Here is a 15,715-nt window from a genome sequence, read left to right as displayed (position 1 = left end):
AAAATGAAAATCTACCTACTTTACTGAACAACTTTACACCGATTTGAGACAGGGGCTTCAACTGCGGATGTCGATGCCCCACATCATTTTATTCCGTAACGTGTCATAAAATGATATATTGTGCGGTACGGCCAAAAAAATCTTCTGTTCGGCGCGTTTTATCGTGAATGCCGCCTCCTGTCCGATGGCGTATACGCGGCTGTCGAGGGTGACGAATGCGTCGGAGCGCCGGGCGTCGATGCGGAGCGTGATCGTGGCCGAGTCGGGGATGACCACGGGGCGCATCGTGAGGTTGTGCGGGGCCAGGGGGGAAATCACCAGGCAGGCGCATGTCGGGGCTACGACGGGGCCGCCGGCGCTGAGCGAGTAGGCCGTCGACCCCGTGGGGGTCGAGACGATCACGCCGTCGCCGTGGTAGGTGGCCACCATCTGCTCGTCGACGTAGGTTTCGACCGAGATCATGCCGGCGCCGTGGCGCTGTACGGTGAATTCGTTGAGCCCCAGCTCCGTGTCGGGCTGCTCGGCATAGTCGCCCGTGGCTTCGATCATCGAGCGGGGCTCGGTGGTGAGGCGCCCTGCCGCGACCTCTTCGAAGATCAGGTTCAGCCCGGCGCTCGGGGCGCTGGTCAGGAACCCGAGGTGCCCGGCGTTGATGCCCATGATGGGGATCGGGGCGCCGCAGAGACGGTGTACGCCTTCGAGCAGCGTGCCGTCGCCGCCGTAACAGACCATCAGGCTGTCGGCGGGCTGCCGGCCTACGCAGTGCCCGTAGACCTTTTCGGGCGGGATCTGCATGCCCGTGAGTTCGGTGACGAGGGGGGCGAACTCCTCGTTGACGGCGTAGTCGAACCCGAAAAGGCACAGTGCATCGAACAATTGGCATATCTCGGCTGCGGTGTGGGAGAGCTGCCTGCGGGAAAAAAGTATGATTTTCATCGGCGGAGTTTCGAAAAAATAAGTAACTTTACCACGTCAAGACGACATCCGGGAGCCGTTCGTGCCCCCGTGCGGATCGGCCGGCGCGGTCGGGTTCAACATCGGGACGGCATGGTTCGTGCTCCGCCTGGGGCTTTATACAAGCGGCTTGTGCCGTCATTACGTGCAAATATAGCGAATTTTATGACAAAGTTAAGTGTAAACATCAATAAGATTGCCGTGGTGCGCAATTCGCGGGGCGGCAACATGCCCGATGTGGTTCGCGCAGCCCTTGATATCGAGCGTTTCGGCGCCGACGGCATCACGGTGCATCCGCGTCCCGACGCCCGGCATATCCGTTACGACGACGTCCGCGACTTGAAGCGTGTGCTAACCACCGAACTCAACGTCGAGGGCAACCCCATTCCGAGTTTCGTCGACCTCGTGCTGGAGGTCGTCCCGGCCCAGGTGACCCTGGTGCCCGACGCGCATGACGCCATTACGTCGAATGCCGGGTGGGATACGCTCGCCAACCGGGATTTCCTGACCGGGATCGCGGCGCGGTTCCACGAAAAGGGTATCCGTGTTTCGGTCTTCGTCGATCCCGACCCTGCGATGGTCGCCGGTGCGAAGGCTTGCGGCGCCGACCGCGTGGAGCTGTATACCGAAGCCTATGCGCGCGAGTACCCTGCGGGTGCCGATGCTGCGCTGGCACCCTACCTGGCTGCTGCCGAAGAGGCGCGCCGCCAGGGGCTGGGGCTCAACGCCGGGCATGACCTCAGCCTGGAAAACCTGCGCTTCTTCGTCGGGCGCATCCCGTGGACGGACGAGGTGTCGATCGGCCATGCGCTGATCTGCGATGCGCTCTACTACGGGCTGGAAAACACCGTGCAGCTTTATAAACGTGAACTCAAATATTAATAATAAATAGAAGCCGGATATGAAAAAAGTCATCCTCCTTGCCGCGGCTTTGTTCGTCGCGGTCGCATCGTTCGCCCAAAACGAATACAACTATCAGAAACGCAGTCTTTTCGAACAGTTGCCGATCCGGGGTAACGACATCGTTTTCCTCGGGAACAGCATCACCGACGGCTGCGAGTGGGCCGAGTTGTTCAACAACCGCCATATCAAGAACCGCGGTATCAGCGCCGACCGTTCAGGGTGGCTGCTCGACCGCCTCGACCCGATCGTCAACGGCCATCCCAAGAAACTGTTCCTGATGATCGGCACCAACGACCTGGCGGCCGGTGTGTCGCCCGAGGAGGTAGCCGCCAACATCGGAAAATTACTCGACCGCTTCGCCGAGGAGTCGCCCTGGACGAAGATCTACGTACAGAGCATTCTCCCCGTGAACGGCGTGGATACCAAGGCCAAAGCCAAGAATCACTGGAAAAAGGGTGCCGAGATCATCGAGGCCAACAAACTGATCGAAGCGCTTTGCGAAGGCCGCAAGAATGTGCTCTACATCGACGTCTATTCGGCCTTGGTCGACCAAAAGGGGATGCTCGACAAACGCTATACGAACGACGGGCTGCACCTGATGGGCGAGGGGTATCTCGCCTGGAAAGAGGTCATCGAGAAATACGTGAAATAGCCGCGTGCCGCTGTCGAACCCCATATTCCGGAAAATTTCGCGTATCGCCGGCGAGCAGGGTGTGCGGGCCTTTGTCGTCGGCGGTTACGTGCGCGACCACTACCTTCGCCGCCCTTCGACCGACATCGACGTGGTCGTCGTGGGGAGCGGGATCGCCCTGGCCGAAGCGTTGGGGCGCGAGTTGCATACCAAAGTGTCCGTTTTCAAGACTTTCGGCACGGCGATGCTCCGTGCCGGGGGAATCGAGGTCGAATTCGTGGGCGCCCGCAAGGAGTCTTACACGCACGATTCGCGCAAGCCGCAGGTCGAGGCCGGGACGCTGGAAGACGACCAGCGCCGCCGTGACTTTACGATCAATGCGATGGCGTGGTCGCTCGATGCCGATTCGTTCGGCGAGTTGGTAGACCCGTTCAACGGGATGTACGACCTGGAGGAGTGCATCATCCGTACGCCGTGCGACCCCGACATCACCTTCTCGGACGACCCCCTGCGCATGATGCGGGCCGTGCGTTTCGCCTCGCAGCTGGGCTTCACGATCGAGGAGGAGACCTTCGATGCCATCCGCCGCAATGCGCCGCGGATCGGGATCGTATCCCGGGAGCGCATTGCCGCCGAACTCAACAAGATCGTCCTGTCACCCGTCCCGTCGATCGGCTTCGAACTGCTGGAGGCGACCGGGTTGCTGGAGCGGATATTCCCCGAGCTGCATAACCTCAAAGGGGTCGAGAAACGCGGCGCCCATGCGCATAAGGACAACTTCGTCCATACGCTCAAGGTGCTGGACAACGTCGCCCGGCACAGCGACGACCTGTGGCTGCGCTGGGCCGCCGTGCTGCACGACATCGCCAAGCCGCTGACCAAGACCTACGACCCGAAGGCCGGCTGGACGTTCCACGGGCACGAGGTCGTGGGATCGAAGATGGTGCCCGGTATTTTCCGGCAGTTGAAACTGCCCCTGAACGAGCATATGAAATTCGTGCAGAAGATGGTTTTCCTGCACCTGCGGCCGATCATCCTTTCGGAGGATATGGTCACCGACTCGGCCGTGCGCAGGCTGCTGTTCGAAGCCGGGGACGATGTGGAAAAGCTGATGACCCTGTGCGAGGCCGACATCACGTCGGGCATCGACGCCAAGGTGAAGCGCTACCTGGCCAATTTCGGCCTGGTACGCCGCAAGATGAAAGACCTCGAGGAGCGTGACCGTATCCGCAACTTCCAGCCTCCGATCACGGGCGAGGTCATCATGCAGACCTACGGCATCGGGCCGTGCCGTGCGATCGGCGACATCAAGGAGGTCATCAAGAACGCAATCCTCGACGGGGAAATTCCCAACGACTACGACGCGGCCTATGCCCTGATGGAGCGGCTGGCCGCGGAAAAGGGATTGACCAAAGCCGCGGCCCGGAACTCGTAGGAACGCTGCCGCCCCGTCGTTGTATTAAAATAAAAAAGGTCGAGTTTTCCGCTCGGCCTTTTTTATTCGCCGGATTATATTTTGGCTGCCGGGTCGTAAGCCCCGGTGGCGATTATTTCGAGGGCTTTTTCCAGGATTTCGTCGCGTCCGGCCTGTAAGCCCGGGACTGTGGCATAAACCGGGACGTCGATCCGAACGCCTGCGCGCTGGGTGTTCGTGCCGTCGGGATAGAGGACGCCCAGCCCGGAGAAATATCCGAAATCGCCCCCGGGCATTACGAGTGCCGAAATGTTGCCGTCGGCGCCTGCCGTTTGCGTGCCGACGACCGTGCAGCGCGGTGTGGCCTGGAATGCCATGGCAGTATATTCCGCCTGGCTTTGGGTCGATAAGTCTACCAGCACGATGACGCGCCCCTTGTAGTAATCGGGATTCTCCGCGACGGCGGGATTGTCCGGGTTTACGAAGAGGGAGTCCTGCAACTCATGGAATACTCCGGGCAGTGCGCCGGTCGGCGCAAGCCAGATGACGTGCGGCGACGTACGGGGCATGAAGTAGCGGCCGATGAAGTCGAAGATCATGAACTCGCGGGGATAGCAGCGCAGATCGACGATCAGGGCCTTCGTATCCCGGAATTTTTCCATAATCCGGGCGCCGTCCGCTTTGGTGTAGTTAACCCCCGTCATGTAACCTATGCCGTCGGCGAGCAGGCGTATGTTGGCGGTGTCGAGCATGCGCTCCGTGATGTAGGGGCTCCAATCCATGACACTGCGAGTCGCAATCCGTTCCGTCAGCCGCCGGCCGTCGCGCACCAGCTCCACGGCGGCCGTATCCCGGTGGGAACAGACCATACACATGGCGGTCATGTAGTTGCGGTTCTCGGCGTTGGATGCAGCTTCGAAACGGGCAAGCCCGTCGTGCGTGCTTTTCCATCCGCGGCCGTCGATTGAGAGGATTTCGTCGCCTTTGCGCAGCGGGCCGTCGGCGATTACGAAGACCCGGTCTTCGGCGTTGCGCACCTCCGCCGGAACGGTGTTGTAACCGAACATATTGTATCTGACCGAGGCTGAATGCGAATCGCACAGCTCCCGCAGGAGCATGGCCTGGTTCGGGTTGCCGGGTGTTTGCCCGGGTATGAAAAGCGGAATGTATTTTTCCGGGATTTCGTCCCACGGGGTGTCGGTAAGGTTCCGGTTGGGGGAGAAATATTCGATGACGTTCCAGAAGCGGAACAGGAACAGCATCCGGTAACCGCAGTCATCGGATGACCCGGCAGTGCTTTCGTTTCGCATTACGAAATTTCCTGCGTTTGCTGTAAAATCCGTGTAGCGGTTTGCTTCGCGTTTGGCGTAGCGCAATTCCCGCAGGAGGCGCGGGAGGACGTTGCCTAACCGTGCCGTGTCGTCCATCCAGAGCAGGTCGGCTGTCCGGGTGCATTTCACGGTTTTCAGGGCTTCGTCGTATTCCGCCTTGTCGGTGCTGAACCGTCCGAGCCCCTTTACCCATTCGGAAAGGACTTTGTTGCGTTTGGCCGGGGTGGCTTTGGCGACTTGCGGCAAGAGTCCGAAAAGCTCGTAATCGACATTGAGGGTCGAATCGGCGAAAACAGGATGGTGGTACTTGACGTAACCCCATACACGGCAGGTGACACCGAGGTTTTCGATGACCTGCGGATCCCGGGCGTCGAGGGAGTCGAGTGCGAAGCCCGAAGAGACCGAATAGTCGGGGTAGTGTTTGGGCTGCACGCAAGAGCAGCATGCACAACAGATCGTTGCGGCGAGGAGCAGGAGGGATTTCATGTCAGTGAGAGGTCGGTTTCCTGCAAAACGGGAACAATCTGTAATTTAGTATTTTCGGCAGTCGGTTTTTTATGCCCGGGGCCGATTTTCCGGAGCCTGTTCCGCCGCGGCCCTCTCCGCATCCAGTTGTGCCCGCGATTTCGACTTGGTAACCAGCCATACCCCGGCGAAGACGCACAGGGCGGCGACGCCTTTCGTAAAGCCGAAGGTGTCGAGCCCGACGGCGACGGTGAACAGCACCGCCACCAGGGGCTGCACGTAGTTGTACATCGACACGACGGTCGGGCGCAGGTAACGCTGTCCGATCGGCACCATAAAATAGGAGAGAAAGGTCGAGCAGACCACCACATAGCCGATGCCTGCCCAGGTGCGGGGTGCAAGCGCGGCGTAGTCCACCCCTGCGAGCGGCCGGTAGTAGATCGCCACGGCGGCGACGGCGGCGAAGAGGAACATCCATTTCATCGTCGTCACGGGGGAATACTTGACGATCACGTTGCGGAATGCCGTGAGGTAGGTGGCATAGCTGACAGCGCTGATGACGCACAGTACGTCGCCCGCCACGCTCGACGTGCCGCCCGTGCCGTGCCTGCTGACGAGGATCAGCAGCAGCGCCCCGCCGCAGCCGAGCAGTACGCCGCCCGCCTTGAGCCAGGTGATCGGCTCGCGCAAGAACAGCGTCGCCAGCACCATGGTGAGTACGGGGACGATGGTGGCGATGATCGAGGTGTCGATGGGCGAGGTGAGCGAAAGGCCCCAGAGGAAAAGCATCTGGTTGAGCTGGATGCCGAACACCGAGGCGAACAGCAGCAGCACGATGTCGCGCGGGGCGACTTTCTCCCTGGGCAGGAAGAGCGATACCGTCCAGAACAACAGGCAGGCGCCCAGCATACGGTATACGCTCAGTGCGAACGGACTGACTCCCTGCGGGTGCGTTTCCGACCAGAGTACGCTTTTACCGATCGGTGCGTTGAGGCCCCAGATGATATTCGCGACCCAAAGGGCCGCATGCCCTTTCAGTTTTCCGTCCATACGTTTGCGGGATTGACGCGGCAAATATAGGTAAAATTTGGTGTAATAATTGCCCGGATGGATCTTTGTGAGTAAAACGCGCTATAATCTCGACCTGGTATTTGCCAACATCTTTTTCGGGGCGAACTTTTCATTCTATGTCTCGCTCACGCGCAATTATCTCGATTTCCAGCAGATATTCATGTTGCAGGTGCTTTCGGGCGCGATTTTCTTCATCCCGTTCGCCCTTTTTTCGAAGCAGTCTTTCCGCATCCGGTGGCGCGACGCGGGCAACATCCTGGTCGTCACCATGCTGATTGTCTACGGTTGGATGTACATGCTGCTCTGGGGATCCTCCTACACCTCGCCCATCGACGCCTCGATCATTTCGACGCTCGGCCCGGCCGTGACGCTGATCATGGATCACATCATGCACCCGCGCAAGTATATCCGGTTGCGGGTCGTGGGCGTCTTCTGCGCGCTGGCGGGGGCTGCGGTGCTGCTCTTCGACCACGGCTTCGTGCTCACGCACGGCAGCCGCGCCTACGGCAATGCGCTGGTGCTCGTCGCGGTGGTGGCGATCGCCATCAATACGGTCATTATCAAACCCCAGCTCGAACGGCTGGGAACGCTGGTCGTGATGGGATGGTATTACATCGTCGGGCTGGCCGTGACGGCGCCGTTCTTCTGGAAATACATCGACCATACGCAATTCCTGCGCCTGCCGTTGCAGGCACAGGCCGAACTGGCCTACATCCTGATCCTGGGGACGGTGTTGCCGATGTACCTGCTTTACCGGGGCACCGAGAAACTGACTTCGGTGCATACGGCCCTGTACCGCTATATCCAGCCCGTCATCGCCGGCATCCTGGCCCTCGTCCGCGGGCAGGCGGTGTTCGATGCCGCCAATATCGTGGCGCTGGCCTTCATCTTCGCGGGGGTCGTCCTGGTGGTGATCGGGTATAAATACTATGTCCGCCACGGGCTCCCGCCCGTGGGGCACGACGGGCGGCTGCGCGCTTAGTCCGCGAGCAGCCTCGTGCGCCATGTCTCGGGCACGGGCATGCTCACCTGCCTGGCGAAGTCGAAGGCGACCATCACCGAGCGGCTCTCGCTGCGCACCCGGCCGTCGACGACGAGCTGCTGGAACAGCGTGAGGCTTTTGTTGCCGATCTTCTCGCAGGTCGTGGTGACGCGCACCCGGTCGTGGAGGCGGATCTGCCCCATGTAGGAAGTCGTGGTCGAAACGGTGATGATGCGCAGGTCGCCCAGCAGCACTTCGTCGCCGAGCACCCGCTCGTAGTATTCCATCTTCCCCACGTCGAAATACATCTGCTGCGAGACGTTGTTGACGTGCTGGAACGGGTCTACGTCCGAAAACCGTTTCTGGATCTCTGTTTCGAGTACCTTTGCCATTTGTCGTTATTCGCGGATGATTTTCACTTCGCCGCCCTCGCCGAAGGCGATGATCGCCGAAGCCTTTTTCGTGGGCTTGCCTTCGAAACGGGGGTTGACGACGAAATCGACACCGTCGACCACCTCGCGCGACACCCCGGCGAGCCCCGCGGGCGTCGCTTCGCCCGAAATGTTGGCCGAGGTCGAAACGATCGGCCTGCCCAGCCCGCGGAGCATCCGCTGGCAGAAGGCGTGGTCGGGGATGCGCACGCCCAGTGTCCCTTCCTCGGGGATCAGGTTCCCGGCAACGCCCACGGCACCCGGGAGGATCGCCGTCAGGGGGCTGGTCGCCAGTTCCATCACCTCGAAGGCGATGCCCGGTGCCCGGTTGACGTAGCGCACGACCATGTCGGCCGAGGCGCACAGCACGAGCATCGACTTCTTGTTTTCGCTCCGCTTGAGTTTGTAGATGCGTTCCACGGCCTCGGCGTTGGTCGCGTCGCAGCCCAGTCCCCAGACCGTATCGGTCGGGTAGAGGATGATGCCGCCCTCTTTGAGCACGCGGACAGCCTCGTCGGCCTCGCGCTGCAATTCGTTGTTGTTCTGCATGTCGGTTATTTTGCGGGCAGTATTTCGATCCAGTAGTCGTCGGGGTCGTTGATGAAGTAGAGCCCCATCTCGTGGTTTTCGTAGCAGATGCAGTCCAGCGCACGGTGGTATTCGCGCACGGCGTCGTAGTCGCCCGCCACGCGCATGCACAGGTGGCTCTCGTTCTCCCCCAGTTCGTAGGCCCCGGTGTGGTCGCGCAGCCAGGTCAGTTCGAGGCTGAATCCCGTCTGCCCGTCGCCCAGGTAGACCAGTACGAAACTCCCGTCGGCAGCCTCCTTGCGGCCGGTCTCCTTCAGCCCCAGTGCCTTGCCGTAAAACTCCAGGCTCTTCGCGAGGTCGGTGACGTTGATGTTGAAATGGTCGAATCGGCTCTTGATTTCCATGGTTCCCAAATTTTGTACGCTGCAAAATTACACAATTATCGTGAAATCCGCATACGCCCCGCGTATATATAAATTTTATCTATAATTCTTATTTTTTAATGCTTAATTTTATACCTTTGCACCACGAATAAAATAATAACGAAAAATTCATATGGGAAGAGCATTTGAGTATCGCAAGGCGCGTAAACTGAAGCGCTGGGGACACATGGCCCGCGTGTTTACCAAGATCGGTAAGGAAATCGAGATCGCCGTCAAGGCCGGGGGCCCCGACCCTTCGGGCAATACCCGCCTGCGTATCCTGATGCAGAACGCCAAGGCCGAGAACATGCCCAAGGAGAACGTCGAGCGTGCCATCAAGCGTGCCACCGAGAAGGATGCCGCCGATTACAAGGAGGTGATCTACGAAGGCTACGGCTCGCACGGCATCGCCTTCCTCGTGGAGACTGCGACCGACAATACCAACCGCACGGTGGCCAACGTCCGCATGTATTTCAACAAGTGCGGCGGTACGCTGGGCAACAGCGGCAGCGTGGCTTTCATGTTCGACCATAAATGCGTCTTCAAGTTCCATGCGGCCGAAGGCGCCGACATGGAGGAGCTGGAGCTCGAAATGATCGACCTGGGTGTCGACGAGTTCTATCCCGAGGAGGACGGTGTGACGGTATACGCTCCTTACGAATCCTTCGGGGCGATCCAGAAGTGGCTCGACGACAAGGGCTACGAAATCGTGTCGGGCGAGTCGGTCTACCTGCCGACCGACACCAAGGAGCTCGATGCCGAAGGGCGCGAGTCGATCGAGAAACTCGTCGAGAAGCTCGAAGAGGACGACGACGTGACCAACGTATACCATAATATGAAAGAGGTGGACGAGGAGTAGCTGCCGTTTCATGCCCGATATCTTTTCGCCCCGGAAGCCTGTTTTTCCGGGGCGGATTTTTTTTCGCCGCCGCTTTATTTCCTACCTTTGCGCACGGGGAGGCCATAAACGGGCTCCCGGAATGAGATGGAAAACAGGATCGGTATGGATTTGCACATCCACTCCGCTTACAGCAGCGACGGCGAAATCCCGGCTGCTTGCATTGCGCAGCGATGTGCGGCTTCGGGAACGGCGACATTCTCGCTGACGGATCACAATTGCGTGCGGGGGCTGGACGAAGCCGCCGGGGGCGCGTCGAAGGCAGGGCTGGGGTTTGTGCCCGGCATCGAGGTCGATTGCAATTTCGAAGGCACCGACCTGCACCTGCTGGGATACGGCATCGACTGGCGTTCCCGGGATTTCGCGTCGTTGGAGGAGGACGTTGCGGCGAAGGTCACGGAGGCATTCGGGGAGACGGTGCACCGGCTCCGCAAGCTGGGGTTTGCGGTCGACGGCGCGGCGGTGCTTGCGGCTGCGGGCGGGAAGCTGCCCACGCTGGAACTGGTCGCCGAAGTGATGCTGTCGGATGCGGCGTACGACACGCCGTTGCTGGCTCCCTACCGCGAGGGCGGTGCGCGGGGCGATATGCCCTACATCAACTTTTACCTGGATTACGGGGCGCAGGGGCGGCCTGCGTTCGTGCCCGTCGATTTCATGGATTACCGGGATGCCGTCGCCCTGATCCGGGACAACGGCGGCGTGCCTGTGGTGGCACATCCCGGGCTTAATTTCCGTGGCAGGGAACGTGTGGCCGAGAGATTGCTCGACTTCGGGGCCGAGGGGCTGGAGGTCTTCAACAACTACCACGATACAACGCAGATCGGCTATTTCGCCCCGCTGGTTCAGCGGCGCGGTGCGCTTATGACGTGCGGAAGCGATTTCCACGGCAAGACCAAGCCGTTGATCGGCATCGGGCAGTTCAGGTTCGACGACCGGTTCGAATCTTACCTCCGGGCATCCGCCGCCCGGCTTCCGGTGCTTCCGTAAAGTGGCGGCAGCCCCTCCTTTCGTGGCTGTGCTGCGGTTCCGCCACGCCCCGGTGTCATTTGCGGTTCCGGCCTCCGGCTCCATCCTCCGGTGCCATCCCCCGCCTCCACTCCCCGATTCCATTCCCCCGATTCCATTCCCCCGGTTCCATCCCCCGGTTCCATCCCCCGGTTCCGTCGGCTGCGGTCGGTCGGCGCGGCATACCCCCCCCCATGTGCAACTCGCTGCCGGCCGTATAAGTGCCTGTATCACTCTCCGATGCGGACGAACTCCCGGCCGTCGGTCTGGCATTGCGGACAGAACGGGTCGCAATATTCCGCTGCATAGATATTCCCGCAGACGGGGCATATCCGGTAGCCGGCTTCATGCCCGGTCTCGCCTGTGGCAATATACCTCGCCATCAATGCCCTATGGCGTACATCCCCCGCCTTTGACCAGATCAGCACCCGGGCCGCATAGCGGTTGCCTGCGGCGAGTGCCCGGTCGATCTCCCCGGCGTGCAGCGCGTCGGGCGGACGGCGTTCGTAGTCGATGCTCCGTTGCAGGTTTTGGTCGGTCGTGCCGCGGAAAACCGTGACCTTCTCCGGCGGGGTGTAGCGGCCGCCGAGCCGCACGATCGCATTGGCGCAGTTGTATTCCTGGAGGCGTGCCGAGAAGGCCATTGCCCGGAACAGATGTTCCGCGCCGGGCCGCTGTTCCGTCCGGGCGGTCTCTGCGAAATGGTCGTACTGCCTCGATTTGATGTGTTTGTGGCGGCAGCAGGCATCCAGGTCGGCCAGCGTCTCCGTCCATTGCCGGCGATGCGGCGCCCGCTGCCCGCGCAGTGCCGCGAAGTATATCCAGACGAGGATGCCTGTCGATACCACGAACAGCAGCAGAATCAATAACGGACGTACTTTCATAATTTTACGGTGGGGGTGATGCCCGTACCGGGCTGATTGCCCGGGTGCATTTTTTATGCCATACCGTTCCTGCGTGCCCTCCCGTCCGGTTTCCGGGGGTAAAATAAAATGCGGAACCCCGTGCGGGGTTCCGCATTTCCATAATCCGGGGCTGTTTACAGCCGTGCTTTGATGGCTTTCGATGCCTCCTCGTAGCCCGGCTTGTCCAGCAGGGCGAACATATTTTTCTTGTACGCCTCCACACCGGGCTGGTCGAACGGGTTTACGCCGAGGATGTAACCGCTGATGCCGCAAGCCTTCTCGAAGAAGTAGAGCAGCGAACCGATGGCGTGTGCGTCGATTGCGGGAATTTCGATGCGGATGTTGGGCACCCCGCCGTCGACGTGTGCCAGCTGCACGCCCAGCTCGGCCATGCGGTTGACCTCCGAAATGCGTTTCCCTGCGAGGAAGTTGAGGCCGTCGAGGTTTTCGGCCTCGGCCTCGATAACCACTTCGTGGGCGGGCCCGGCAACCGAAATGATCGTTTCGAACAGCGTGCGTTCGCCGTCCTGGATGTACTGTCCCATCGAGTGCAGGTCGGCCGTCAGCGTGACGCTGGCCGGGAAGATGCCCTTGCCCTGCTTGCCTTCGCTCTCGCCGTAGAGCTGTTTCCACCACTCGTTGATATATTGCAGCTTGGGCTCATAGGAGCCGAGGATTTCGACCTTCTTGCCGCCGTTGTAAAGTTCGTTGCGCACGGCTGCATAGACCGCCGCCGGGTTCTGTCCGAAAGGCGTGCCGTCGGCCGTCGCACGCTCCATCTCCTGCGCACCGCGCACCAGTGCCGCGATGTCGACGCCGGCGGCGGCCAGGGGCAGCAGGCCTACGGGCGTGAGCACCGAGAAGCGGCCGCCCACGTCGTCCGGGATGACGAACGTCGGATACCCCTCGTTGGTGGCGAGCGTTTTCAGAGCGCCGCGCGCCTTGTCGGTGATTGCCACGATCCGTTCCGCAGCCTCCTTTTTGCCGTAGCGCTTTTCGATCTCGGCCTTTATCAGGCGGAAGGCGATGGCCGGTTCGGTCGTCGTGCCCGATTTCGAAATCACGATGGTGGCGATCGAGTGCTCCTTTACGGCTTCGAGCAGTTCGTAGGTGTAGTCTTCCGAAATATTCTGGCCTGCGAAGAGCACCACGGGAGCCGTCTGCTCCTTGTGCAGGAATCTGAACGGGTCGCTCATGGCTTCGAGCACGGCCTTGGCGCCCAGGTACGAACCCCCGATGCCGATGCAGATAATAACCTCGGCCTTTTCGCGGAGTTTCGCGGCTTGTTTTTCGATGGCTTCGATTTCTGCCGCCGAGATCGACGACGGGAGGTGTACCCAGCCGAGGAAGTCGTTGCCCGCGCCTTTGCCCGATTCGAGCAGGGCGTTGGCGGCCTGTGCTTTGGCCTGCATTTCGGCCGAGACCGCAATGCCGGTTTTGGAGATGTCTAATTTAATCGTTTCCATGTTATCGTCAGATTAATTTGGTTGTCAGTTCTTTCATGCACTTGCGGGCCGATGCGCCTTCGTAAAGGACTTTGTAGACCATGTCGGCGATCGGCATGTCGACCTTGTGGCGGGCGTTGATGTAGCGGATGCAGTCGGCCGCGAAGTAGCCTTCCGCCACCATCGTCATTTCGTTGAGGGCGCTTTTGACCGTGCATCCGTGGCCGATCAGGAGCCCCAGCCGCCGGTTGCGGCTGTATACCGAGTAGCAGGTCACCAGCAGGTCGCCCAGGTAGCCCGATACGAGCGTGTCGCGTTCCGCGGGGTAACTCTCCTCCAGGAACCGGCGCATCTCGCCCGCGCTGTTGGCGATCAGCACCGCCAGGAAGTTGTCTCCGTAGCCCAGTCCCACGGCGATGCCGACCGACAGGGCGTAGATGTTCTTCAGGATGGCGGCATATTCGATGCCGTAAAGGTCGGTGGAGTAGCTCAGGTGTATGTAGTCCGTGGCGAATTTTGCGCCTAACGACCGTGCGTTTCCGGGATCGGTGCAGACGACCGTCAGGTAGGAGAGCTTTCCGCGCGAAACCTCCTCGGCGTGCGACGGGCCCGTGAATATGCCTATCTGTTTGTAGGACAGCCCGTAATGGTCGTGGATATACTCGACGATGGTCTTGTAGTCGCCCGGGACGATGCCCTTGATGGCCGAAACGACGAACTTGTCCTTGAGCGGGACGGTCAGCGGTTCGAGGAAGGTCTTGAGGTAGGCCGAGGGGGTGGCCAGGATGAGGATGTCGGCTTCGCGGACGATCCCGTCCAGGTCGTCGGAGGGGGCGATGCGGTCGCGGTCGAACTCCATGTCGCTCAGGTACCGGGGGTTGCGGCCTTCGGTGAGCAGCCCTTCGAGCACTTCGGGATTGCGGACATACCAGCCTACGCGGGTTTCGTTGGCCGTGAGCAGTCCCACGATGGCCGTTGCCCAGCTGCCGTAGCCTATCACGGCGCAGCGGGCCTCATTTCCGATTTTATATTCCATGTGCGGATCGATTGTTTCGCAGGACAAATGTAATCAAAAAAAATAATAAAAAAATGTAAAAATATCCCTCGCTTTTTGCTACCTTTGTCCGGATATGTAACCTTTTCGCGCCGGTTCGGGCGGGGAGGGGTTTATGGAGTTGATTATAAAATGATTAGGAAAAATAATAGTTGGGTGTGACATTATGGGACTTTTTTCACTGACACAGGAGCTGGCCATTGACCTCGGAACGGCCAACACGCTGATAATCTATAACGGCAAGGTCGTTGTCGACGAACCGTCGATCGTGGCCCTCGACGTGCATACGGGCAAGGTGGTCGCCATCGGCCACCAGGCGCGCCAGATGCACGAAAAGACCAACCCGAACATCAAGACGATCCGGCCGCTGAAGGACGGCGTGATCGCCGATTTCAATGCCACGGAGCTGATGCTGCGCGGCATGATCAAGAAAGTCAAGACCTCGGGCAGCCTTTTCGCCCCCTCGCTGCGGATGGTGATCTGCATCCCGTCGGGATCGACCAACGTCGAGATACGTGCCGTGCGCGATTCGGCCGAGCACGCCGGAGGCCGCGAAGTCTACATGATCTACGAACCGATGGCCGCGGCGCTGGGTGCGGGCCTCGACGTCGAGGCGCCCGAAGGCAACATGGTCATCGACATCGGCGGCGGTACGTCGGAGATCGCCTGCATCTCGCTGGGCGGCATCGTCTGCTCCGAGTCGATCAATACGGCCGGCGACGTCTTTACCAACGACATCCAGAGCTATGTCCGCCAGCAGCACAACATCCGTATCGGCGAACGCACGGCCGAAGCCATCAAATGTTCGATCGGTGCCGCTGTCTCCGACCTGGAGGAGGAACCCGAGGATTTCGTGGTCACGGGGCCCAACATGCTGACGGCCTTGCCGCAGACTGTTTCGCTCAGTTACAGCGAGATCGCCTATGCGCTCGAGAAGTCGCTCACCAAGATCGACGCGGCGCTGATGAAGGTGCTCGAATCGATGCCCCCCGAGCTGTATGCCGACATTGTGAAGAACGGTATCTACCTGGCCGGCGGCGGCGCCCTGATCAAGGGGCTCGACCGGCGCCTGGGCGAAAAGACGGGCATCCCGTTCCACGTCGCGGAAGACCCGCTGCGCGCCATTGCGCGCGGTACGGGCATCGCGCTGAAGAATATCAACCGCTTCTCATTCTTAATGAAATAGTTGCGGCCTGTCCCCGCTTTGCCGGGACGGGAGTGTGTAGTCACATAACGGATTGCGGGCCCAGTGTCCGCAATCTCAAATTAACGAGAA

16 protein-coding genes are annotated in these 15,715 nt (G+C 60.3%); 7 read left to right on the top strand and 9 right to left on the bottom strand.

Annotation, left to right across the window (positions count from 1 at the left end):
• Positions 1-57 precede the first annotated feature (57 nt).
• A complete protein-coding gene (locus NQ559_RS03850) occupies positions 58-936 on the bottom strand; it encodes an NAD(+)/NADH kinase (RefSeq protein ID WP_018696774.1) in 879 nt (292 codons plus the stop codon).
• A 183-nt stretch (positions 937-1,119) separates the two neighbouring features.
• On the opposite strand from NQ559_RS03850, the gene NQ559_RS03845 reads away from it, so the two are divergent.
• The 3 genes from NQ559_RS03845 to NQ559_RS03835 are packed head-to-tail and all read left to right on the top strand — an operon-like array spanning position 1,120 to position 3,923.
• A complete protein-coding gene (locus tag NQ559_RS03845; RefSeq protein WP_018696773.1) occupies positions 1,120-1,836 on the top strand; it encodes a pyridoxine 5'-phosphate synthase in 717 nt (238 codons plus the stop codon).
• A gap of 19 nt (positions 1,837-1,855) precedes the next feature.
• Positions 1,856-2,509: a GDSL-type esterase/lipase family protein gene (locus tag NQ559_RS03840; protein WP_018696772.1), complete on the top strand. Its 654-nt coding sequence runs from the start codon at positions 1,856-1,858 to the stop codon at positions 2,507-2,509.
• 4 nt (positions 2,510-2,513) lie between these two features.
• Positions 2,514-3,923: a CCA tRNA nucleotidyltransferase gene (locus NQ559_RS03835; RefSeq protein WP_018696771.1), complete on the top strand. Its 1,410-nt coding sequence runs from the start codon at positions 2,514-2,516 to the stop codon at positions 3,921-3,923.
• A 74-nt stretch (positions 3,924-3,997) separates the two neighbouring features.
• Here NQ559_RS03835 and NQ559_RS03830 read toward each other — a convergent pair whose 3' ends face one another.
• Both NQ559_RS03830 and NQ559_RS03825 read right to left on the bottom strand, forming a co-directional pair.
• The gene (locus NQ559_RS03830; protein ID WP_018696770.1) at positions 3,998-5,719 is read right to left on the bottom strand and encodes a S41 family peptidase; all 1,722 of its coding nucleotides are present in this window, start codon (positions 5,717-5,719) and stop codon (positions 3,998-4,000) included.
• 69 nt (positions 5,720-5,788) lie between these two features.
• A complete protein-coding gene (locus NQ559_RS03825; RefSeq protein ID WP_018696769.1) occupies positions 5,789-6,748 on the bottom strand; it encodes a DMT family transporter in 960 nt (319 codons plus the stop codon).
• A gap of 49 nt (positions 6,749-6,797) precedes the next feature.
• On the opposite strand from NQ559_RS03825, the gene NQ559_RS03820 reads away from it, so the two are divergent.
• Positions 6,798-7,751: a DMT family transporter gene (locus tag NQ559_RS03820; protein ID WP_018696768.1), complete on the top strand. Its 954-nt coding sequence runs from the start codon at positions 6,798-6,800 to the stop codon at positions 7,749-7,751.
• On the opposite strand, the gene NQ559_RS03815 is transcribed toward NQ559_RS03820, so the two are convergent.
• Genes NQ559_RS03815 through NQ559_RS03805 form a run of 3 tightly spaced genes read right to left on the bottom strand, consistent with a single transcriptional unit; the run spans position 7,748 to position 9,114 of the window.
• On the bottom strand, positions 7,748-8,143 hold the full coding sequence (locus NQ559_RS03815; protein WP_018696767.1) for an acyl-CoA thioesterase: 396 nt from the start codon (positions 8,141-8,143) through the stop codon (positions 7,748-7,750). The two genes, NQ559_RS03820 and NQ559_RS03815, sit on opposite strands and share 4 nt — an antisense overlap.
• A gap of 6 nt (positions 8,144-8,149) precedes the next feature.
• Positions 8,150-8,731 (bottom strand): L-threonylcarbamoyladenylate synthase, encoded by a 582-nt coding sequence (locus tag NQ559_RS03810; RefSeq protein WP_018696766.1) that lies wholly within the window; start codon positions 8,729-8,731, stop codon positions 8,150-8,152.
• Positions 8,732-8,736: 5 nt separating this feature from the next.
• On the bottom strand, positions 8,737-9,114 hold the full coding sequence (locus NQ559_RS03805) for a VOC family protein (RefSeq protein ID WP_018696765.1): 378 nt from the start codon (positions 9,112-9,114) through the stop codon (positions 8,737-8,739).
• Positions 9,115-9,265: 151 nt separating this feature from the next.
• Here NQ559_RS03805 and NQ559_RS03800 point away from each other — a divergent pair, with 151 nt between their 5' ends.
• Both NQ559_RS03800 and NQ559_RS03795 read left to right on the top strand, forming a co-directional pair.
• Positions 9,266-9,991 (top strand): YebC/PmpR family DNA-binding transcriptional regulator, encoded by a 726-nt coding sequence (locus NQ559_RS03800; protein WP_018696764.1) that lies wholly within the window; start codon positions 9,266-9,268, stop codon positions 9,989-9,991.
• A gap of 144 nt (positions 9,992-10,135) precedes the next feature.
• Positions 10,136-11,017 carry a PHP domain-containing protein gene (locus NQ559_RS03795; protein ID WP_018696763.1) on the top strand — a complete coding sequence of 294 codons (882 nt, stop codon included), beginning with the start codon at positions 10,136-10,138 and terminating at the stop codon, positions 11,015-11,017.
• 248 nt (positions 11,018-11,265) lie between these two features.
• Here the strand turns inward: NQ559_RS03795 and NQ559_RS03790 are convergent, their stop codons facing one another.
• The 3 genes from NQ559_RS03790 to NQ559_RS03780 all read right to left on the bottom strand — a co-directional run bounded on the left by NQ559_RS03790 (position 11,266) and on the right by NQ559_RS03780 (position 14,421).
• Positions 11,266-11,919 carry a rubrerythrin family protein gene (locus NQ559_RS03790; protein ID WP_026318540.1) on the bottom strand — a complete coding sequence of 218 codons (654 nt, stop codon included), beginning with the start codon at positions 11,917-11,919 and terminating at the stop codon, positions 11,266-11,268.
• 155 nt (positions 11,920-12,074) lie between these two features.
• Positions 12,075-13,406: a glucose-6-phosphate isomerase gene (locus tag NQ559_RS03785; RefSeq protein WP_018696761.1), complete on the bottom strand. Its 1,332-nt coding sequence runs from the start codon at positions 13,404-13,406 to the stop codon at positions 12,075-12,077.
• A 7-nt stretch (positions 13,407-13,413) separates the two neighbouring features.
• On the bottom strand, positions 13,414-14,421 hold the full coding sequence (locus NQ559_RS03780) for an NAD(P)H-dependent glycerol-3-phosphate dehydrogenase (protein ID WP_018696760.1): 1,008 nt from the start codon (positions 14,419-14,421) through the stop codon (positions 13,414-13,416).
• Between the two features lie 184 nt (positions 14,422-14,605).
• Between NQ559_RS03780 and NQ559_RS03775 the strand changes: the two genes are divergently transcribed.
• Complete coding sequence (locus NQ559_RS03775; protein ID WP_018696759.1) at positions 14,606-15,625, top strand: rod shape-determining protein; 1,020 nt, start codon at positions 14,606-14,608, stop codon at positions 15,623-15,625.
• Positions 15,626-15,715 lie beyond the last annotated feature (90 nt).

It is taken from the genome of Alistipes onderdonkii (genome assembly GCF_025145285.1).
In the GTDB taxonomy this organism is placed as follows: Bacteria; Bacteroidota; Bacteroidia; order Bacteroidales; family Rikenellaceae; genus Alistipes; species Alistipes onderdonkii.
Note: the sequence above shows the minus strand (reverse complement) of the source record. Positions and strands in the feature narration are given on the sequence as shown.